We start from the raw sequence: 22,721 nt of genomic DNA on the forward strand, positions 1-22,721 counted from the left end.
ATCTTTCTCTATTTTATCAGAAAATTAGATTTTTTAAAGATTAAATTACGAATTTATATCGTTTCTACCTGTGACAATATGTTCTACATTTGTTAAATGATCTAGCATTGCTTGCTGCGCTAATTCTACATCTTGTTTTAAAACCGCATCATATATAACTTGATGCTCTTCTATAAGTCGTTCTGATGTCGTTTGTTCACCATATAAAATAATGCGTCTTGATTCACCAATCGTTTCAGCAATCATCTCTGAAACATGATTCATGAGTTCAAGCAAAATGCTATTATGCGAAGACTCTGCAATTCCCATATGGAACTGAAAATCTGCTTTTTCGCCAGCCTTTTCATCTCCAATGCTCTTTGCCATTTCATCTAACCAATGTTTCATATTTTGCAAATTATCTTCCGTACGTTTTGCCGCTGCTGCTCGAACTGCCCCCACTTCAAGCACCTTTCGCACTTCTAATAAATTCAAAATATCTTCTTTCTTCATTAATAATCTATTGTTTAATGATTTTGTTAATGAAGAAGAATCAAAGTTCTTCACATATGTGCCTTCTCCTTGCTTCATTTCAATTAAGCCCATCGCTCTTAGCGCACTTAACGCTTCACGAACAGCAGATCTGCCAACTTGAAACTGCTCAGCTAATTGATGCACAGGAAGTAGCTTGTCACCAGGTTTTAACGTACCATTTTTAATCATTGTTAAAATAGCTTCAGATACTTCTTCGTAAATTTTTTTCGGTTTAATAGATTTGTACTCCAGTTAAATCACCTCAGTATCTTCCAAACAACAATTGAAACGATTTATAAGAACTTAGCATCCATACCTATTTTAGAACGAATTGGTAAGAAGTACAAATGTTTTGTTCATAAAATAGTCAAATTTTTAATATTTATTTGCTATTAATTTATATCTATTCCTATATTCATTTATATTCAATTGAAAAAGCATGTCCTTTACATTAGAACATGCTTCCTTCATCTTGTATTTTTAACTTAATAAATACTGTTGTTCCCTTACCTTTTTCACTTTCTATTTTCCACTCACCATCATGTATATGAACAATTTGCCTTACAATCGCAAGCCCTAAACCTGTTCCACCATGTTGGCGACTTCTCGCTTTATCAACTCGGTAAAAACGCTCACCAAGATTCTCTAAATGCTCTGCATCAATACCTATTCCTGTATCCTTTATTTTCAACTCACAGTAATCGTCTATTTGCTCTAGCGTTATTATGATATTCCCGTTTTGATTTGTATACCGTATCGCATTATCTAACACGTTATGAAGAACTTGTTGCATACGATCTTCATCAATCATTACGATAATTTCAGGATTTAAATTCGTTGAAATACGAAGTTTTTTTTCTATAAACTTTAGTTCATACGTATCTAACACATCTTCAATAAGCTGCGAGAACACAATAGGTTGCTTCTTTAGAGGAAAATGTTCACCTTCTAGTTGCGCTAAATCTAATAAATCATGAACGAGACGCTGCATACGATCCGCTTCTTTATGAATAAGCTGCGTCACTTTTTCTTGCTGCGGTCCCTTTGCTACACCATCTAAGATAGCCTCACTATACCCTTTTATATAACTAAGCGGTGTTCTAAGTTCATGCGAAACGTTAGCCAAAAATTCCTTACGCTTTACATCTTCTGTTTCTAAAGAATGCGCCATTTTATTAAATGCTTTTCCTAATCGTCCAATTTCATCTTCTGAAGAAATGGTAATCCGCTCCGAGAAATCTCCAGTAGCGAAATGATTGGCAACCCGCTCCATTTGCGAAAGCGGCTTCGTAATCGCTATAATAATTTTTCTCCCAATCCATATCGTAATTAAAATCATAGCAATTGCTAGCGGGGCTAAAATAAGACCCATATCATATATTAAGTCTTTTATACTTTTTAAAGGAATATAAGAATATACAATTCCAACTAACTTTTTATTATCTAAAACAGGGATAACAACCCCCATAATATTCCGATCAAAATGTTCTTCATATCCTACCTTTGTCACCGTTTTACCATCTAGTAGTGTTTGTCTATCCCCTTCACTTATAAGAGAATGATGATGCACATCAAAAGGCAAACATGCGCTTAGATCACGAGGATTGGAAACGAAAAGAACGTCTGAACTAGATATTTGATCAAATGCTCTTACTTTCTCTTCAAAAGTTGACATTCCTTCATTCTTATCATATTGCGTTGCAAGACGCTTTCCTTCCATTACTAATGAGTCTTTTAAATTATCAACGTATAACTTTTCATACGAGTATAAAGATACAAAATAAAGAAAGGAAACTGTTACACATACTGCACATACTACTGTAAGCCAAAGCTTTTGTACCATCGTAAACATACGTTACACCTCAAATTTATAGCCTACACCCCAAACAGTTTGAATGTAGTTTCCACTTTCTCCAAGTTTCAAACGCATCGTTTTCACATGTGTGTCTACTGTTCTTGTACTTCCCGCATAATCATACCCCCACACCTTTTCAAGCAATTGTTCCCGGCTAAATACTTGTCCTGTATGTTGGCAAAGGAAATATAGTAAATCAAACTCCTTTACTGTAAGAGAAATCGGATCGCCATCTGCCTCAATCCTCCTACTTTTTTCATTAATAAGAATGGGACCAAATTGAATCTCCTCTTGCTGTTCTTGCTTTGTATAACGTCTTAGTACAGCTTCCATACGAGCAATTAATTCACCTGGACTAAACGGCTTTACAATATAATCATCTGCTCCCATGCGTAAACCGTTCACCCTATTCCACTCTTCACCTTTTGCCGTTAAAAATATAATTGGCACATCTGACGTTTTTCGAATCTCTTTGCAAACTGAAAGTCCATCCATCTCTGGCATCATAATATCTAATACAACGAAATCATAATGATCTGACTCTAATTTTTTAAGAGCCTCTTTTCCATTTTCAGCTTCTCCCCACTCGTATCCGAAGTTATCTAAGTACATTCCGACAAGTTGCCTCATGTCACTTTCATCATCTACAACTAGCACTCTATATTTACCCATTGTCCTTCCCTTCCCTCTCTATGAGTTGAAATGGTCCTTTTCCGACTTTAATTGTTTGTTTTATTTTCATACTCTTCATATCCATGACGCACACTTCATCACTATCATAACTTGCTACATATCCTTCTGCCCCGCTTTTCAAAAATGCAAATGGATTTGAGCCTACTTCAACGGAAGCTACCTCTTTATACGTACTAATATCAAATTTTCTAAGCGTATTCGAACCATGGCTTAATGCATATACGTACTTATTATCTTTCGTTATGTTCACAGGCATAAACGGGGCGTGTAAAGAACGTACCATTTCGCCGCTCTGTAAAGAATACACTAATACTTTCTCATTCACTTGATTTCCATCACCATGTCCGCCAATCCATATCTCTTTTCCATCCGGACTAATCGTTGCTCCTGTTGATGCTGGTGGAATCATAAAGGATTGTATAACCTCTTTTTTCTTTGTATCAATTGTCGTTAGCTTCGTATCATAAAAGTTTAGTACAGATAACTGGTTATGATACTCTACCAGGGTTATCGGTCCTTTTCCTGTTGAAACACTTTCTGTCTCTTTCCCTTCTATCGTAAAGAACCTTACCTTTTGTGCATTTTGATCGGCGGCAAACAATTGTTTTTTATCTTCTGATACAACCACATTTACAATGCCTTTTCCAGTTTTATATTTTTCCACTTGCCTTCCTTCTGCTAGTGAATATACATACATGTATTCTAACTGCTTACCATATACAAGTATGTCCTCGCCGTTTGGAAGTAGTGCAATTCCTGCCATCGGTTCATTTAATTCCCATGTCGTAATTAATTTATTAGTTTTTTTATCAATAAAACTAATACTGCCTTCTTTTATATTCGTTGTTATAATAATACTTTTATCTTCAGTAATTGGTGTATATGAACTTCCTTGACACCCTACTAATAGAAATAAAAAACAGAGAAGAAAAACATACTTTCTCAAAAGATTCCCTCCATTTTCGAATGATTTCGTTATAATTGTAAAATAACAAATAAATGTGTGGAAAGTGTGAAATCTTCCTTTCTTATTCAACTTACATATATAATGTACAACAAATAGAATTTGAGGTGTGCAAATTATGCTTTTTCCTGATTTAGCGAATAAAATTGTACGGGAAGTACGCAGACTAATTACAGAAAATATTATTATCATTAATATACAAGGTGTTATTATCGCCAGTACAGATGCAAAAAGAATCGGTCAATTTCATGAGGGAGCACTCCGCTGCGCGAAACAAAAGAAAACCGTCATCATTACAAAAGAAGATGAACGACGGTTGCAAGGTGTAAAAGCCGGGATGAATCTTCCTTTACTATTTCATGACGAAGTAATTGGTGTTATTGGAATTACAGGAGAACCCGACAATATTTCACAATACGGAGAAATATTACGGAAGATGACCGAATTATTAATTCATGAAAACTACTTTTTAGAGCAATTAGAACTTGAACACCGTTCTTATGAAGCATTTGTCTTTGATTGGCTTCAAAATACAGACTGGTCTTCAAGTTTTCTCGATCGTGCAAAAACACTTGGCGTTGATTTATATAAGAAGAAACAACTTATTTTGTTTTCGATTGATCAAAATGATACGATGCTCCAGCGTAAAGTTTGGCAACATATTCGCAATCTATTAGCAAAAGAACATCTATTTGTTCGCTGGGGAAATGATCGATTTATTTTATTTTCAGCGATGAGCTCTAAAGAACAAACTTACCTATTTTTAAAACGGTTAAAACATGACTGTGAAACTTTATTTTCTATCCCTTTATATATCGGGATTGGGCAAACCGTTACGCCAAGCACGATGCACATATCATACGAACAAGCACTACGAGCGCTTTCTGTGTCACTTGAAACGAAAAAAATTGTATTTAATGAAGATTTACGTTTAGAAATGTGCTTACAAGATATTTCTATCGAAACGCGAGAACAGTTTCTAGAGCGTACCATTGAAAACTTAGTACAATCTCCTGAGCTCATGCACACTTTACGTTTATTTATCGATTATAACCAATCTTATAAACAGACAGCTGAGCAATTACATATACACATTAATACATTGCATTACCGACTAAAAAAAATTGAAGAACATACCGGACTTGATCCGAAACAATTCAAAGATTTAAATGTTTTATACTTCGCACTCCTTTTATTAGATAATCATACAAAAAAGAACGATAAAACAGATTAATCTTCAGATGATTATACATAGAAAGAATCCTCCAACTTTTTTATCATTATAATGAAAGCACTGTTACAACGTTTTTATTATGACTAAACACGTTAACAGTTTGAGGAGGATTTCCAATGTTAGAAAAGCAAATTATTCATTTATTCGTATCCATTGTTGGCAAAGATAATGTAGATACATCCAATATGGGGCGCTTAACTTATAGTTATGATGCCACTCCAAACTTCCAAGCAATGCCTGATGCAGTCATTGCTCCTCGTAATACAAATGAAGTAGCTGAAGTGTTAAAAGTATGTAACTCTCACAAAATCCCTGTGTATGTTCGTGGTTCTGGAACAAACCTTTGTGCAGGAACTTGTCCACTAGAAGGCGGTATCGTCCTTATTTTCCGCCATATGAACAATATTTTAGAGATTGATGAAGAAAATTTAACAATTACCGTACAAGCTGGTGTCATTACACTTGATATTATTAAAGCAGTAGAAGAAAAGGGATTATTTTATCCGCCAGATCCAAGCTCGATGAAAATTTCTACAATCGGCGGTAATATTAATGAAAACTCAGGCGGATTACGTGGGTTAAAATATGGTGTAACACGTGATTATGTAATGGGTCTTGAACTTGTCTTACCAAATGGTGATATCATTCGTACTGGCGGTAAATTAGCAAAAGATGTTGCTGGTTACGATTTAACTCGTCTATTTATCGGTTCTGAAGGAACACTTGGAGTAGTAACAGAAGCGATATTAAAACTTGTTCCTATGCCTGAAACGAAGAAAACAATGCTGGCACTCTACGAAGATATTAATGAAGCTGCACGTGCTGTTTCTTCTATTATTGCAAATAAAATTATTCCAGCGACACTTGAGTTTTTAGACCAACCGACAATTGAAGTTGTAGAAGAGTTTGCACAAATCGGTTTACCAACTGACGTAAAAGCAATTTTATTAATTGAACAAGATGGTCCACCCGAAGTGGTCGATCGAGATATTGAAAAAATGGCTAACGTTTGCCACTCTATGAATGCAGTTGATGTTCGCGTTGCAAAAGATAAAGCGGAAGCAGATGCACTTCGTACAGCACGCCGTAGCGCACTATCAGCACTTGCAAGATTAAAACCGACGACAATATTAGAAGATGCAACAGTACCTCGTTCACAAATTGCTCCGATGGTTGAAGCTATTAATGCCATCGCAAAAAAATTTAATATTCCTATTTGTACGTTTGGACACGCTGGTGATGGAAACCTACATCCAACTTGTATGACAGATGCCCGTAATGAAGAAGAAATGCACCGTGCTGAACAAGCTTTTGCTGAAATATTTGCGAAAGCAATTGAGCTTGGTGGTACGATTACTGGTGAACATGGTGTTGGTGCGATGAAAGCTCCCTATTTAGAAATGAAATTAGGTAAAGAAGGTATTGCCGCTATGCAAGGGATTAAACAAGCCTTCGATCCAAATAACATTATGAATCCTGGAAAGATGTTCGCGAAAGACACTCGTAAAAGAGTGGTGGTTGAGCGATGACAACATTAAATAAAGAAAACATTCAAAAGGAATTTAAAGAACGATTAAGTGAAGATGAGCTACTAAACTGTATGCGCTGCGGGTTCTGCTTACCTACTTGCCCTACTTACATTCAATCTGGGTATAAAGAATCACATTCGCCGCGCGGACGTATCGCATTAATGAAAGCTGTCGTTGATGGTTTAATCGAGCCAGATGAAGATGTTGAAAATACTTTAAACGTTTGCCTTGGCTGTCGTGCTTGTGAACCTGTTTGTCCATCTGGTGTGAATTATGGACATTTATTAGAAGAAGCTCGTGATATTATTAATCAAAATAAAAAATTCTCTATGCCGGTGAAAGCCGTTCGTAAAATCGTTTTTGAAGGATTATTCCCACATCAAAATCGAATGAGAACTTTAACTGGACTTATCGGATTTTACCAACGTTCCGGCTTACAAACGTTAACTCATAAAACAGGTATTATGAAGTTATTCCCTGAAACACTTGCAACGATGGATCTCGTTTTACCAAAAGTCCCTAAAATGAAAGCAATGAAAGATCGTCCTACATTTTTATCTGCTGAAAGTACAAAGAAAAAACAAGTTGCATTCTTCACAGGCTGTTTAATGGATACAATGTTTTTAGAAACAAATAACGCAACGATGAAACTTCTTCAATTAGCCGGTTGTGATATCGTTATCCCGCAAACACAAAGTTGCTGCGGTGCATTACATGGACATGCTGGTGAAAAGAGTGGAGCAAAAGAATTAGCGAAACGAAATATAAAATCATTCGAAGACTTAAACATCGACTATATTATTACGAATGCAGGTGGTTGCGGGGCTTACCTCGTAGACTATGATTATCTTCTAAAAGATGATCCAGAATGGGCTGAACGTGCAAAGCAGTTTGTTTCTAAAATTAAAGATATTACCGCTATTCTAGTAGAACTAGATTTCCATAAACGAACTGACTTACGACTCACGCCGCAAATTATTACGTATCAAGACTCTTGCCATTTACGTAACGTTATGCGAACATCTTCTGAACCTCGTATGCTACTAGAAGCCATTCAAGGCGCAACATACCGTGAAATGAAAGATGCGGATCGCTGCTGTGGTTCGGCTGGTATATACAACATTGTACACTCAGAATTATCAATGGAATTTCTAGATTATAAAATGGACCGTGTACATGAAACAGATGCAGCAACAATTGTCACTGCAAATCCAGGGTGCCTATTACAAATGAAACTAGGTATTGAACGTGAAGGTCTTTCTCATAAAATGAGAGGAATTCACATTGTAGATTTATTATTAGAAGCAATTGAAACTAACTCGTAATAACTCGTAACATACGTAATAATAGGAAAACGGCTATCTCCTTCGTCTATGTAAAGAGATAGCCGCTTTTTTGTCTGCTACAACATTAAAAATATGTTACTTTATTATAAAAAAGAACAACAGAAACATTACAGTTTTGTAAAAAACAATCCAGTATATTCCTTAAAAAAACGTTCAAACCATTGATACAATAGGATTCTTCATTTTCAATATAGGTACATTTATCCAAAAAACTCCTATTAAAACGAAGTATAAAAATGCTAAAAATTCCTTTTACACTCTACGTTTCTCTTATTTCTCTCCTTTTCTCTCCTTAGGATAAATTAGGTAAATTTTAAGTCTATGAATTTTTTTCCATCTTTTTTCTCGTAAATTGTATGCTACGATGGATTTGTCAGTCAGACAGGCTGTCAAAAACAAATCGTGTGAAAACAAATTAAAACTTTATATAGGGGGACACACATCATGAAAAAGCGTGTTTTATTATCTGTAGCTGCTGCAACAGCTCTTACTTTAGGAGTATCTTCTTTAGATGCACAAGCTGCAACAGTACAACCATCTAACACAAAGGTTCAAAATATTCAGCATTCAAAAGTGATGATGAAGCAAATGAACCAACAAGAGTTACAAGCATTCTTACAATCTATGGGAGTTGAATCATTAGCACAATGGCAACAAGGAAACTTCCAACCAAATTGCTTCGTTCCTGGTCAACAACCTACTGAAAATGTTGTAACTGAGCAACCAACAGCTAAGCCAGAAACTCAAAAGCCTGTTGAACAAAAACCAGCTGAGCAAAAGCCTGCTGAACAAAAGCCAGAAGCTCAAAAGCCTGCTGAAAACAACAATACGCAAAAACCTACAGAACAAAAACCAGCTGAGCAAAAGCCTGCTGAAGAAGCAAAATCTTTAAGCGAGTTCGAACAACGTGTTGTTGAATTAACAAACGCTGAGCGTACAAAACAAGGCTTACCAGCACTAAAAATCGATACTGAATTAAGCAAAGTAGCGCGTGTTAAATCTGAAGATATGCAAAAAAATAACTACTTTGATCATAACAGCCCTACATACGGGTCTCCGTTTGACATGATGAAGAAATTTGGTATTTCTTATACATCTGCAGGTGAAAACATCGCTCAAGGCCAACGTACACCTGAAGAGGTAGTACAAGCTTGGATGAACAGTGCTGGACACCGTGCAAACATCTTAAATAACGGCTTCACTCACATCGGTGTTGGTTATGTAGAAAGCGGTAACTACTGGACACAACAATTTATTACGAAGTAAATAGATAAAAAGAGTCTTCTCATAATGAGAAGACTCTTTTTAAGTTTCGTAACTTTCTATTATGTATGAATATAAAATGTAGGACATAAACAAAATAGATCCGCAACTTATTACGCTAAGCAATACATAAAATCCCCACTTCAAGTTCAAAAACAAGGAAAACAGTATACCACATGCCATCACTTGAAAAATTCGTCTACTCACTAAACGAATTTTTTGTAATTTAATTGGATCTTTTTCTTTACCCTTTATCTTTTTAAAATCTTTGCTAAGCATAAAAAGAAACATACTAATCCCGATCGTTAATCCTGTCTGAAAGGATATAAAACTTCCAAAATTAATAACGAGAATAAGCATATGAATAAACAACATAAATAAAGTAATCGTCTTTATAAATCCGCCTATAATGAAATGCTCTCCTCCATTAAACTTATATATATTATGTGAAATAATATACACAAATCCATGTAAAAAAATAATAAGAACCGGAATAAATGCAACAACAACTTGTTTACTCATAAATTCGTTCGGCCCACCATTTTCGTTCCAATGTACTGCCAAACGTTCTGGTAAATATGGATAGATGCATAGGGTAAATAAAAGACAAGCGAAAAATATTCCTAGTATATATTTATATTTGACCAAGTAATTCTCACCTCTCTTTTCTCTTTACGGCTTCGCTTCTTTTAGAGAAATTCCTGCAAAAATTTACTTTTCTCAAATTAAAACTTACACTTTACACATTGTCCCTTTGAAATTCTTTCATTGTATTGTTTAATTTTGCAGGAAACGGTACATCAATTTTGATCTCTTCTTTCGTAATTGGATGCAAGAAATTAATTTTCATTGCATGTAACGCTTGCCCTGACATATATGTTGTTTGTCCACCATATAACACATCCCCAACTAGAGGATTACCATTATGGCTCATATGCACACGAATTTGATGCGTTCTACCTGTTTCTAATTGTAAGGTTACAAAGGTTGTATTGTGCTTTTTAAAATACTTTTCTACTTTATAGTATGTAATAGCTTCATCACCCTTTGGAGAAACACGACGTCTCGTAGCATGATGTCGATCCCTTCCAATAGCAGCTTCAATTGTGCCCTTCTTCTTTTTCACTTTCCCTTCAACAAGCGCAGCATACGTTCTTTTTATTTTTCGTTCCATTAATAAACGATCCATAATCGCGCCAGCAATTCTATGTTTAGCAAACACGACACCACCTGTCGTATCTTTATCTAAACGATGAATATGGCGAACCTTCGTCTCTAAACCTTGCATTTGAAAATGAAAAGCAACAAGGTTTGCAAGTGTTCCCGTTCCACCTTTTTCGGCAGGGTGCGTGTCCATTTTCTCTGGTTTATTTACGATAAGTACGTGATCATCTTCATATACTACATGTAACTCACCATATTCTGGCTCTACACCGTACTCTTCCTCCATAAACATGTGAACTTGGAATTTATCGCCCTCTTTTAAAAGCTCATTCCATCTTCTCTGTTCACCGTTAACAGTAACACCTTTTTCCATACGAAGCTGATGTAATAACTTTTTCGGTAGTTCCCATTCTACTTTTAATAACGATTCGATACTTATACCATTCCATTTAGCCGGTACAGTAATTTCGCACCATTCGCCCTTCTTCTTTGTTTCCATACTATATCACCTTATTTCTATTGATTCTCTCATTGTAACGGAAAACACACTTTGATGCATCGTCAAAAATAGAGGACAGCCTTATAATCGACTGCCCCTCACGCTCTAAGCCTTTTCATTTCCTGCAATACTTCTTCAGCTTTTTGCTCATACGATAAATCTTTGAAGAAATCCGCCAATCGTTTATAGTCGTTGTATGTATCTAATAAGTCGTCTATTTTCTCTCCTTTCATAACTTGCTGCTTTTGCTTCATTTTTACTGGATACCGATAGCCCGATAGCTCTTGTATTTTGTAATACTCATCCTCTACTTGAATAACCTTTACAAGTTCCTCCTCTTCCGCGTCCATCGTATATCCATCAAACTCTCTAAGCAGTTCATAAATGATATGAGTCCATTCATCTTTTGGATAAAATCCTTTTTCTAATCGATAACCGACAATGCGATACATATGCCCATCGTTTTCTGAAAACTGTACTGTATCATTTAGCTTAAATTTGAAATAACGAAACATTGCCTTCACCTACTTATATGTAATGTTCTTATCACATACTATTTGCAAAATGTAGGCCTTGCTATTCATAAAAAAATACTCATCTATAAGATGAGTATTTTTTATGATGATTTTTCTCTTTTTTTCCGAAATGGCAGCCACCAATTCCAGTCTCCAAACAACTTCATTAAGCTTGGTACAAGCATAAGACGAATAACGGTTGCATCAAGGAATATCGCTAATGCCACGCCTAGACCCATTTGCTTTACTGGTAAAATATCAGTAAATGCGAACGCACCCGTTACAACGATCATAATTAAAGCAGCTGACGTTATAATTCTACTCGTTGAAACGAGCCCTTCTAACGTTGCTTGATCATTATCTCCTGTTTCTTCATAAAGCTCATGAATACGTGAAATAAGAAATACTTCATAATCCATGCTAAGCCCAAATACAAGGCCGAAAATGAAGATTGGTAATACAAATAAAACAGGACTCGCTTCTAAACCAAAATGACCACCCTCAAATAACCAAACGACAATTCCAATTGTTGCACTTAAACTAAGTACGTTCATAATAATTGCCTTAATCGGAATGAGTATAGAACGGAATGCAAATAATAAAATGACAAAGGTTGATCCGAATATAACTGACATACCAATTGCAACTTTATCTTTAATTTCATCTTCTAACTCTTTTTGGAACGTCGTCATTCCGCCTAGGTAGTACGTAACATCATTTTCTTTATAATTACTTTTGAAATCACGAACCCACTGTTTCGCAGTTTCTGTACGAGGCTTCGTATCCAAAAAGACTTCTATTATTGTCTTATTTCCTTTTGAGTACGCTTCAAATACAGGAACTATTTTTGCCGCTTCTGGCGACTGCAATATACCAGCAACTTGATCTGCTTTCATTCCGGTTAACCCATCGTATAAACTTCTTACCTCATATACTTTCTCATCATCTTTTAACTTTTGAACAACTTCTTCTATCTTTTGTAAACTCTCTTTTTCTTTTATATTTTTTTTCGTCTCTACTACTAATGTAACATCAGCATGTGTTTGGACCGTTTTATTAAATGCTTCTTCATATTTCTCATAAGCAACTCTAGTGTCACTCTTTTCAGGTAACGCTTCAACACCAGGAAACTGCAAATTAGCTGTACGTAGCGGTAATAAACAAATAACAATAAATGTTGTAACAGCAATAATCATTATGATTGGATGTTTCATTACAAATTGTGCAAATTTACGCCATGCCTTTGCCGGTGTATGTGCTACTTGATTCTTTTTTAATATTCGTTTTCCAATTAAAGATAATAGTGCTGGAAGAAGTGTAAGTGAGAATAAAATACTCATAATCACAACAATCATCCCGCTTATGGCAACAGACTGAATATAATCAATTTTAAAGAAAAATAAGCCTGATAAACCAACGAATACGCATAATCCTGAAAATACGATCGCACGTCCTGCCGTTTGATACGTAATCGTTATCGCTTCTTTCACCGTTCTCTTCGCAACTTCCTCTCGAAAACGATTCACAAATAACAGTGCAAAATCAATGGATAGTGCAAGTCCAATCATCGGTGCAACATTTAATACGAAAATAGATAACTCTTTGTCGCTACCTATAAAATATAAAATCCCCATCGTACTAATGACACTAAGCGCGCCATTTACAATCGGTAAAATAGATGCCAAAAGGCTACCAAATGAAAATAGTAATACGAAAAATGCAATTGGTAAACCAATCATCTCTGCTACTTTTAAATCATTTTGCGTTCTTTCATTAATCTCTTGATTAATTTTTGGAAATCCTGTAGGTGTTACTTTTAATGCTGTATTACTTTCCTTCTCAATAGTATCAGCGAACTGTAATGTCTTTTCCATACGTTCTTTATTTGTTTTCCCGGAAAATAATATTGTCGCATAACCGATATTATCTTGTAACATTTCTTTATTTTGCACTGGATGATGGAAAGATTCATATTTCTCGTTCTCTTCAACCTTCTTTACAATGTTCTCTATTTGCTTTTTAAAATCCTCATGTGAAGCATCCTTATTCCTTTCAAAAACGAGTAGGAGCGTATCTTGAGACCTCTTAAAATCTTTATCTAAAATTTCTTTCGTCTTTTGATAGTCCCCTTCCGTTTGAAAACCATCACCACCTAATACTCCCGGTAGCTTTGGAGCAAAAATACCGAGTGCTATCGCAAGCAATAGTAGCGCTACAATTACTGTATAACGAAACTGATACAAAAAAGTTCCTAACTTCCCCCACTTATCCACTTTATGTACATTTGTCTTCACACATTTTCACCTACTTTAAATAATTCAATTATCACTTATACTGTATCACATCTTCATACAAACAAAAAACGTCTGGAAACACTATAATGATAGTTTTTCCAGACGTTTTTTATCTCTCTTTATTGAGCTGAAGCCTCTTAGTAAGTAAACGATGATAATAAATCGCGATAATTAACAAAATACCACCTACGCAATAACCTGCTAAAATATCAGTTGGATAATGTACATTTAAAATAACTCTACTTAATCCAATCGATACAATTAATATACCCATCAAAATGGTTATAACATATTTCCCAGTTACACTCTTCAAATTTGCCGCAATGATATAAGTAAGAAAACCGAATGTCATAATAGATAACATCGCATGCCCACTAGGGAAGCTATACCCAAGTGCATCTAATGCTTCATTTAACGACGGACGCTCCCTTTTCACAATTTCTTTTATTCCTTTATTAACGAGATGTGTGATCAAAATCCCCATTGGATACACGATCATTGCAGCATAATAACGTTTTTGCCAAAAAACAAGCAAACTTATAATAAGTATAGTTACAATTCCAATTGCTGATCCTAACTTTGTAAAGTATGAGAAAAAAGTAAGTGAGCTCTCCGTTTGTAACCCCTTTACTAATCCGCGGACATATGTATCCATCACTGTAACGCCACCTGCATGTACGCGCCAAGCAATAATACTAAATACCGTAAGTAATAAAATAACACACATTACCTCATACTGATGTAACTTCTTCTTCAAACGATTTCCTCCTACTATGAAAAAATGCGATTTCTACTTTAGAAACCGCATTTCCTTACTTATTTACCTTTTGTTTTTAACTCTGTCCAGTAACGATCATAGTCTTTTAACTTATCGTCTACATCAACAAGCCATTCTGTGCGATCTAATTCTTCTTTCGTTAAGAAGATCATATGGTTCTCACGATATTCTTTACTATGAAGAGGGTGAGCTTTTTCATTTGGATTACTGTACCCAATTGACTCGTAGTTTTTCACACTTACTTTCTCATCTAATAAATAGTTCATAAACTTCTCTGCAAGCTCTTTGTTTTTTGCACCTTTTGGAATTGCTAGCGTGTCGGCCCAAATTGTGCCGCCTTCTTTTGGTACAACGTACTCTACATCTTTATTATCTTTTGCGATAAATGCTGCATCTCCAGACCAAACTGTTCCGATCCAAGCATCTTCTGTAATGAACTTTTGTTTAATGTTATCTGTATCAAATGCTAATAAATTTGGAAGTAGCTTCTGTAAATCAGTAGCTGCTGTCTTTAACTCTGCATCGTCTTTCGTACTGTTTGAGAATCCATGCTTCTTAAGACCCATTCCTAATACTTCACGAGAATCATTTAGTAACGTTACATGTCCTTTATATTTCTCGTTCCATAAGTCAGCCCAGCTTGTAGGTGCTTCTTTCACATACTTTTTATTGTATGCAATCCCTGTTACGCCCCAAGTGTATACTAAAGAATATTTATTCTCTGGGTCAAATGCTGGCGTTTTGAAATTAGAAATCATATTTTCGATGTTCGGGATATTCTTCTTATCTAACGGCGCTAATAAATCCATTTTCGCCATTGTCTTAACCATGTAATCAGACGGCTGAATTAAGTCATACTTTGCGCCACCAGCTTGTAATTTCGCAAGCATTTCTTCGTTACTTGCATACTTATCATAGTTAATTTTTACGTTATATTTCTTTTCAAAATCTCTTAGCACTTGCTCATCAAAATTGTCAGCCCAGCTATAAATGTTTAACTCTTCTTTCTTTTCACCACAACCGGCAAGTACACCAGCAACAAGGCTAAAGCTAATTGCTGCGCCAGCTATTCTTTTCATTAATTTCATCGTTTTTACCCCCTCGTACTTTTTATATCGTTCGTATTATAAAGGAAGGTGTCCTCCAGAGTTTTCTTCACCATCTGCACCTTTGTTACGGAAGATTTCCGATAGCACCATTAATCCTACAATAACAACAATTAAAATTGTAGAAAGAGCATTAATTTCAGGTGATACTCCGCGCTTAACCATACTGTAAATGTATAATGGCAATGTTGTTGATCCTGGTCCTGATACGAAGAAACTAATTACAAAATCATCAATTGATAATGTGAATGTTAATAACGCTGCTGAAACAACTCCCGGTGCAATTGCCGGAAACGTCACATGGCGAAACGTTTGCCATGGCGTTGCTCCTAAATCATTTGCAGCCTCTTCTAAATCACGTCCCATGCTAGAAAGACGGGCCGCTAAAATAACAACAACAAATGAAATACTAAATGTAATATGTGCGATAATAATTGTTGTTTGTCCAAGTTCCATACCTAATTGACTAAATAGGATAAGTAAAGATAATCCCATTAATATATCAGGAATTAAAATAGGTAAATATACAAGACCATTAATGGCCCCTTCAAAACGATATTTGTAACGATGTAATGCTATCGCAAAAAACATACCAAGTATCGTTGTTACAACTGTTGTTATAACTGCAATCGTCATACTATTTACAAACGCATCAATAACATCTTGTTTTTGAAATAAATCTGTATACCAATGGAATGTAAAGCCTTCCCATTCCGCATTAATTCGAGAATCATTGAAGGAATATACCATTAAAACCATCATTGGAAAATACAAGAACAATAAAATTAACCAAGAATAAGAAACTAAAAACTTTTTCATTTTTGCCTATTCCCCTCCGTTCCCATCATATTTATATACTTTCGTTGCACGATAATATAAGTAAATTAACAGAACAGAGAATAGAACAACAATCATAGATAACGCAGATCCAAACGGCCAGTCACGCGCACCTAAGAATTGGTTTTGAATTACGTTTCCGATTAATGCTACTTTCGATCCACCCATCACGTCTGATACAACAAACATTCCGATAGAAGAAACGAATACTAAAATAGAACCAGTAGCAATTCCTGACATCGTCATTGGTACTGTTACATTCCAAAATGCTTTTACTGGTGTTGCACCTAAATCATAAGCTGCTTCTAGCTTACGCTTATCCAGCTGCTCAATTGCTGCATACACTGGTAAAATCATAAATGGTAATAAAGAATATACCATTCCAAGTATTACAGAAGGCGTATTATATAATAAATTTAACGGTTCACTAATAATACCTAATTTTAATAACAGTGTGTTCACAAGACCTTGTGAACGTAAAATAACAATCCACGCATATGAACGAACAAGGAAGTTAATCCAAAACGGTATCGTTGCCAATAATAAAAGAATAGAACGATATTTACGATCAACAATTGTAATTGTATACGCAAATGGATAACCAATTAATAAACAAAGTACTGTTGTAATAACAGCAATCTTTACTGTTTCCCATAATGTTCCCATATACAATGGGTCAAACACACGTACTATATTATCTAGCGTAAATTGCATTTCCACTGTTCCGTATGCTCCGCGCTGCATGAAGGCAAAACCCAATACGAATACAAGTGGAACTAAGAAGAAGATTAACAGCCACGCGACTGTAGGTAGTGCGAGTAATTTCCCTTTTTTCAATTTAAGGTCACCTCGTCCTCTTGCTCCCATCCTACATATACATTATCTCCAATGCTCCACTGTGCTGCTTCTTCAGCTGTTTGATATGCCATCAATAATTCTGCTGTTTTCTCATCACGTACATAAAGCTTTTCCATATTTCCAACAAACTCAATGTCTTCAATATGTCCAAGATGGTAATCTTCTAAAATTGGTTCTTCAACCGAACGGACCTTTACATTTTCAGGGCGAATTGCTACATAGTCTTCCCCGTTTTTCACAATATTATTTTCTCCGATAAATGTCGCAACGAACAACGTTTTCGGCTTATTATAAATTTCTTTCGGTGTTCCGATTTGTTCAATATGTCCTTTATTCATAACGACAATACGGTCACTCATGCTCATCGCTTCTTCTTGATCATGCGTTACGTATATGAACGTAATTCCTAAATTGCGTTGTAAGTTTTTCAATTCACGTTGCAAATCTTTTCTTAGCTTAAAGTCAAGCGCTCCAAGTGGCTCATCCAATAGCAATACACGTGGGTTATTTACAATCGCTCTCGCAATTGCTACACGCTGTTGCTGCCCACCAGACAGCTTCGTAGGTTTACGATTACGGAACTCAAGTAACTGCGTTAAACGCATTGCCTCTTCAGCACGTTCTTTCTGTTCTGCCGCTGGTACTTTTTGCATTTTCATACCGAAACAAATATTTTTCTCCACATTCATATGCGGGAATAGTGCATAATGTTGGAACACTAAGTTCATATGACGCTTATATGGCGGCAAATCGTTAATCTTTTCATCATCTAATAAAAGATTCCCTTTAGTTGGAGTTTCAAATCCTGCGATCATACGAAGTAACGTCGTTTTCCCGCAACCACTCGGCCCTAAAATTGTTAAAAACTCTCCTTCTTTAATATCTAAAGAAAGCGGTGGGATAATCACTTGATTTCCAAAATGTTTTTCTACTGCTTCAACTTTAATAATTTTTTTCATTTTCCCGTCCTATCTACCTTAAATTTTAATTTTTATATTCATGAATAAATATTTATGTTTTATAGACTATTTTTTTTTCGATCCAAACAAAATGGTTATTTAGCAAGCGTTCACTTCTATTCTTTATGTAGTATGTTTGATTCATTTTTTCATGATACATAATGTCGAACAGAAAAACCCCTTCCATTGCGAAGGGGCTATTATCATACGGCTACGCCTACTGATAAACACCATCATCATTTTAACAACTTTCGTATGAATTTTAAAGCACTTTTTGTAGAAGAGTAACGAATTTTCATATCGAATGCCGTAGATTGGGCTAAAATGCTTTTATAATGTGAAAAAGTCCGAAAACTTTCTTCCCCATGATAACTACCTAATCCACTACTTCCAACGCCCCCAAAAGGTAAATATGGCGTTGCAAGATGATAGACAACATCATTAATACACCCTCCGCCATATGAAATATTACTCGTCACTTTCTTTTGCACTTCTTTATTTTCAGAAAATACATATAGCGCTAACGGCTTCGGATGTTGCTGAATTGTGCCAATAACATCTTCTATTTTGTCATACTCTATAATCGGTAAAATCGGACCAAAAATTTCATCTTCCATAACAGCATCTTGCCACGTGATATCTGTTACTATTGTCGGCTCAATATGTAATGTATCTTTTTTATAGTTCCCGCCAATTACGACTTGACCATCTTGTAAGAATCGACATAATCGTTCAAAATGACGCTCGCTCACAATTTTTACGTAATTGTCATTGTTCAGTGGCTCTTTTCCATACTGCTCCGTAATTTCATGTCTTAACGCCTCGATTAACTGTTCTTTCACGGAAGAATGAACGTACATATAATCCGGTGCTACACATGTCTGCCCTGCATTTAAAAACTTACCCCAAACAATCCGCCTTGCTGTCACATCTATTTTTGCATCTTTATGTACAATACATGGGCTTTTTCCGCCAAGTTCTAACGTAAGCGGCGTTAACTCTTTGGCTGCTGCTTCCATCACAACTTTTCCAACGCCAACACTACCTGTAAAGAAAATATAATCAAACCTTTCCTTTAACAATGCCGTACTCTCTTCTATACCGCCTTCTATTACCGCTACAAGCTCTTCTTGGAATAATTCCTCTAACATTCTCGTAAGCACTTTTGAAACGTTAGGCGTTAACTCTGACGGCTTTAAAACAACTGTATTCCCAGCTGCCAGCGCCCCTACTAGAGGTGCAATTGCTAACTGAAACGGATAGTTCCATGGCGCAATAATAAGCGTCACACCATACGGTTCTGGTACTACCTTCCCCTTCGATCCGAAATGAGTTAATGCTGTTCGAACTCGCTTCGGTTTACTCCACGATGACATATGTTTCAATTGAAAAGAAATTTCTTTTAATACATATCCCACTTCCGTTGTAAACGACTCATGAACTGACTTATTTAAATCTAATTTCAATGCTTGAAATATCTCTTCTTCAAAACGCTGAATCCCATCATAAAGCTTTTTTAAATTATTTTTTCTTGTTTCTATACTTCTCGTATATCCATTATAAAAATATTGCTTTTGTTTATTTACAATAGAAGAAATGCTCATCTATTCACCTTCTCCCACTATTTTTATCCAATTCTTTCATTATTTATATAGAACTGTTTTACTCGTAAAATTACATTATATATAATTTTTTCTTTTATATAAAATTCATTGCTCACAAAAAACTACCGAAAGAAAATCTCTCGGTAGTTTTACGGTATTAACGGTATAAACGAACAGCACCTGCAGAATTATCATCAGCTTGTCCTACTACTTCAAACTTAAGACCAAGCTTCGGTAAAATACGTCCTGCATCTGGAATCTGTTGATTAATATACGTTTTCGAATCATCAAACTTCGGTACACCAGCTAAGCCATTGTACGTATACGTTCCACGCGTCGGAGATACAACTTGCCAAGCTGGCGTTTTGTCGAATGAGAACGCCGCATCAGCGATTTGGAATCGTGTACTACTGTCAATTGTTGGCTTACCATTTAAAGTTCCTACAATTGCTTCTGGATGAGAATCAACTACACCAAGGAAACCGTGTCCTGGATGTAAACCAACCCAGTTATCTGAGTAAGCTGAGTCTGCATACCATACAACCATACCTGAGTTATATTCTGGACCGCGAGCAAATTTCAATGCGCTATCTGATCCAGTATGGTTTCTCCACTCTACATAGTAGTTATGTTTTTTCTTCTCTGTTCCGCTAGAAACAACGAAACCATCTAATTTAAATTGTGATGTACCTTCTGCATCATCTGAGAATGCAACTTTACCATCTACTGTTAATGATGCATTATCAAGTAGGAAACCATTTAATGCTAAACCACCATCTGTAATGTACTCAAATGTTAATTTTACTTTCTTACCTTTGAATTGACTTAAATCATATGATTTATCAATCCATTTTCCATTTGTCGAATCTGCATTTCCGCTATTTGCTTTCTCGCCAAGTCTTTCAATTAACGTTTGTTGTCCATCTTCTGTTACAGCGTGTACTTCAAGGAAATCATACTCAGCTTCAATCTCATATAATGATTTGAAATCGAATTTCGCATTCGTTGCATTTGTTAAATCAAACAGTGGTGTTTCCATTTTCGTGTGAAGATTGTCACCTTTTGTGCTGTAGTAATACTGTTTACCAAATGCTGGCTCAATTGTTTTTACATCTTTATCTGGTAAGTTAACACGAATCATACCTGGTCGGTTAGATTTCGTAACACTTTGGTCTAAATATGTTGCTAGACCAATACCTTTATTTAATTTCTCGTAATCTACTTCTACGATATTTGCCCAGTTACCACCGATTGTTTTTTGGAAAAACTCTTTATTTTGTGGTGAGAAACTTGTTGGCGTTGTTCCAGCGATTTTACCAGCCCAGCTACCGCCACTCATAACAGACCAAGCTTGAATTGGCTCACCATGACCCGTATAGTCTGTATCATACTCATCTGGAAGACCTAAATCATGACCATATTCATGCGCGAATACACCAACCGCACCATCTTCTGGTTCAATTGTGTAGTCGAATGCTGCCATCTTTCCGCCCCAATATGGAACTTTCGCTTGCGTACCTTCAATTGCGAACGGCTTTGGTCCAACTGTCCAGCGATGTGACCAAATTGCATCATCACCTAATTTACCACCGCCAGCTTCTTGTCCAACACCCGCATGAATAATCATTAAGTGATCGATTAAACCATCCGGTTGATTTTGATTTCCATCACCATTTACATCGTATTGATCGAACTGATCAAACTGTGATAAATCAAGACCGCTATCTACAGCTGCTTTTAATGCATCTTTTACTAGATCACGTGGTCCTTTTGGTCCTTTATTATCATGACCTGTAGCAGCATCTGCACCGTAATCAGCAGCTTTACCAGGAACTGTTAACCATTTTGTAACTGTTCCGTCCACTGTGTAACTACCACCGGATTGCTCTTCGTAATATTGTTTAAACGTTTCGATTTTGCTTCCATCCTCTAATGCGAATGGCTCATCACCGAATAACATTTTTTCATAGTGTTCTTTGTTAAAGTCTTCCGAATACATATAACCAGGTTCTTTATCAATGTTGTTATGTTTAAAGTCAGCGTACTCTACAAGTAAAACAAGTACCTTATCTTTACGAACATCGCCGTTATATGCTTTTTGTTTTGCTGGAGAAGTTGGTACTTTACCATTTAATCCGCCTTTAACTGGGCCTGTCGCTGCAGGTGTCCCTGTTGCTGGCTGATTTAGTTTTTCTTTCGTGTCTGCTTTCGCATCTTTCACTTTCTTTAAAAAGTCAGATGCTTCTTTCGTAAGTTGATCCCCATTCGTTGCTTCTTTCCCAGGATTTTCACCCTTTTTGTTCTCTACATACTTTTCGACAGCTTTCTTTGTTTCTTTCTCTGAAGCTGACGAATCAATTACCCCACGCTTTTTCAATGCATCTGCTAAACGCTCTTCTGGAATTAAATGGTCATCAACTGGGCTCGTAGCTGCTTTATTCCCAGGCGTTTCAGCGTACACAGACTGAGTGCCCGCGCTAAATGAAAGACCTAATACAGCTGTCAAAGCAATTGATGATAACACTTTGAATGGTTTCTTGTTCATCCCTTATTTCCTCCCCTAATAAATAATATGTATTACAATTTGAATTTTATTAAAAATTCAATATTTTTTCAATATTTAGTTATATTATGTAATTTTTTTAATATATTTGTAAAAATTTCATAGTTAGTATACGGATATATCACAATTCAACAATGTTTTCTGAAA

At 35.8% G+C, this 22,721-nt stretch carries 19 protein-coding genes; 4 read left to right on the forward strand and 15 right to left on the reverse strand.

Annotation, left to right across the window (positions count from 1 at the left end):
* Positions 1-45 precede the first annotated feature (45 nt).
* The 4 genes from JDS95_RS13000 to JDS95_RS13015 all read right to left on the reverse strand — a co-directional run bounded on the left by JDS95_RS13000 (position 46) and on the right by JDS95_RS13015 (position 4,007).
* Positions 46-735: a FadR/GntR family transcriptional regulator gene (locus JDS95_RS13000; protein WP_254903113.1), complete on the reverse strand. Its 690-nt coding sequence runs from the start codon at positions 733-735 to the stop codon at positions 46-48.
* 229 nt (positions 736-964) lie between these two features.
* Positions 965-2,365, reverse strand: coding sequence for a sensor histidine kinase (locus JDS95_RS13005; RefSeq protein ID WP_000494805.1), 1,401 nt, complete (start codon positions 2,363-2,365; stop codon positions 965-967).
* Positions 2,366-2,368: 3 nt separating this feature from the next.
* Positions 2,369-3,040 carry a response regulator transcription factor gene (locus JDS95_RS13010; RefSeq protein WP_000521658.1) on the reverse strand — a complete coding sequence of 224 codons (672 nt, stop codon included), beginning with the start codon at positions 3,038-3,040 and terminating at the stop codon, positions 2,369-2,371.
* Entirely contained in the window at positions 3,033-4,007 is a 975-nt protein-coding gene (locus JDS95_RS13015) for a YncE family protein (RefSeq protein ID WP_001234167.1), read from the reverse strand. Before JDS95_RS13015 ends, JDS95_RS13010 begins: the two co-directional genes overlap by 8 nt.
* A 136-nt stretch (positions 4,008-4,143) precedes the next feature.
* Between JDS95_RS13015 and JDS95_RS13020 the strand changes: the two genes are divergently transcribed.
* The 4 genes from JDS95_RS13020 (at position 4,144) to JDS95_RS13035 (ending at position 9,400) form a co-directional block, all read left to right on the forward strand.
* Positions 4,144-5,259 (forward strand): CdaR family transcriptional regulator, encoded by a 1,116-nt coding sequence (locus JDS95_RS13020; protein WP_000898657.1) that lies wholly within the window; start codon positions 4,144-4,146, stop codon positions 5,257-5,259.
* A 116-nt stretch (positions 5,260-5,375) separates the two neighbouring features.
* The gene (gene glcD / locus JDS95_RS13025) at positions 5,376-6,788 is read left to right on the forward strand and encodes a glycolate oxidase subunit GlcD (RefSeq protein ID WP_199690535.1); all 1,413 of its coding nucleotides are present in this window, start codon (positions 5,376-5,378) and stop codon (positions 6,786-6,788) included.
* Entirely contained in the window at positions 6,785-8,113 is a 1,329-nt protein-coding gene (locus JDS95_RS13030; RefSeq protein WP_085450008.1) for a (Fe-S)-binding protein, read from the forward strand. Before glcD ends, JDS95_RS13030 begins: the two co-directional genes overlap by 4 nt.
* Positions 8,114-8,578: 465 nt before the next feature.
* Positions 8,579-9,400, forward strand: coding sequence for a CAP domain-containing protein (locus tag JDS95_RS13035; RefSeq protein ID WP_000747590.1), 822 nt, complete (start codon positions 8,579-8,581; stop codon positions 9,398-9,400).
* A 39-nt stretch (positions 9,401-9,439) separates the two neighbouring features.
* On the opposite strand, the gene JDS95_RS13040 is transcribed toward JDS95_RS13035, so the two are convergent.
* The 11 genes from JDS95_RS13040 to inhA1 form a co-directional block, all read right to left on the reverse strand.
* A complete protein-coding gene (locus tag JDS95_RS13040) occupies positions 9,440-10,045 on the reverse strand; it encodes a DUF1648 domain-containing protein (protein WP_000241828.1) in 606 nt (201 codons plus the stop codon).
* Between the two features lie 91 nt (positions 10,046-10,136).
* Positions 10,137-11,060, reverse strand: coding sequence for an RluA family pseudouridine synthase (locus JDS95_RS13045; protein ID WP_199690536.1), 924 nt, complete (start codon positions 11,058-11,060; stop codon positions 10,137-10,139).
* A 98-nt stretch (positions 11,061-11,158) separates the two neighbouring features.
* Positions 11,159-11,575, reverse strand: a complete 417-nt coding sequence (locus JDS95_RS13050; RefSeq protein ID WP_000490306.1) for a hypothetical protein — start codon at positions 11,573-11,575, stop codon at positions 11,159-11,161.
* Between the two features lie 101 nt (positions 11,576-11,676).
* Positions 11,677-13,869, reverse strand: a complete 2,193-nt coding sequence (locus JDS95_RS13055; protein WP_199690537.1) for an MMPL family transporter — start codon at positions 13,867-13,869, stop codon at positions 11,677-11,679.
* A gap of 109 nt (positions 13,870-13,978) precedes the next feature.
* Positions 13,979-14,626 carry a phosphatase PAP2 family protein gene (locus JDS95_RS13060; protein WP_139823466.1) on the reverse strand — a complete coding sequence of 216 codons (648 nt, stop codon included), beginning with the start codon at positions 14,624-14,626 and terminating at the stop codon, positions 13,979-13,981.
* 59 nt (positions 14,627-14,685) lie between these two features.
* Positions 14,686-15,735, reverse strand: a complete 1,050-nt coding sequence (gene potD / locus JDS95_RS13065; RefSeq protein WP_000772488.1) for a spermidine/putrescine ABC transporter substrate-binding protein PotD — start codon at positions 15,733-15,735, stop codon at positions 14,686-14,688.
* A 36-nt stretch (positions 15,736-15,771) separates the two neighbouring features.
* Entirely contained in the window at positions 15,772-16,572 is an 801-nt protein-coding gene (gene potC, locus JDS95_RS13070; RefSeq protein ID WP_000714202.1) for a spermidine/putrescine ABC transporter permease PotC, read from the reverse strand.
* Between the two features lie 6 nt (positions 16,573-16,578).
* The gene (potB, locus tag JDS95_RS13075; protein ID WP_000715502.1) at positions 16,579-17,427 is read right to left on the reverse strand and encodes a spermidine/putrescine ABC transporter permease PotB; all 849 of its coding nucleotides are present in this window, start codon (positions 17,425-17,427) and stop codon (positions 16,579-16,581) included.
* Positions 17,424-18,407, reverse strand: coding sequence for a spermidine/putrescine ABC transporter ATP-binding protein PotA (potA, locus tag JDS95_RS13080; protein ID WP_000720328.1), 984 nt, complete (start codon positions 18,405-18,407; stop codon positions 17,424-17,426). Before potA ends, potB begins: the two co-directional genes overlap by 4 nt.
* A gap of 236 nt (positions 18,408-18,643) precedes the next feature.
* Complete coding sequence (locus JDS95_RS13085) at positions 18,644-20,011, reverse strand: aldehyde dehydrogenase (RefSeq protein WP_000028367.1); 1,368 nt, start codon at positions 20,009-20,011, stop codon at positions 18,644-18,646.
* A gap of 157 nt (positions 20,012-20,168) precedes the next feature.
* Positions 20,169-22,556, reverse strand: a complete 2,388-nt coding sequence (gene inhA1, locus JDS95_RS13090; RefSeq protein WP_085450010.1) for a M6 family metalloprotease immune inhibitor InhA1 — start codon at positions 22,554-22,556, stop codon at positions 20,169-20,171.
* Positions 22,557-22,721: the final 165 nt, after the last annotated feature.

The organism is Bacillus cereus group sp. N24 (genome assembly GCF_016483345.1).
Classification (GTDB): domain Bacteria; phylum Bacillota; class Bacilli; order Bacillales; family Bacillaceae_G; genus Bacillus_A; species Bacillus_A toyonensis.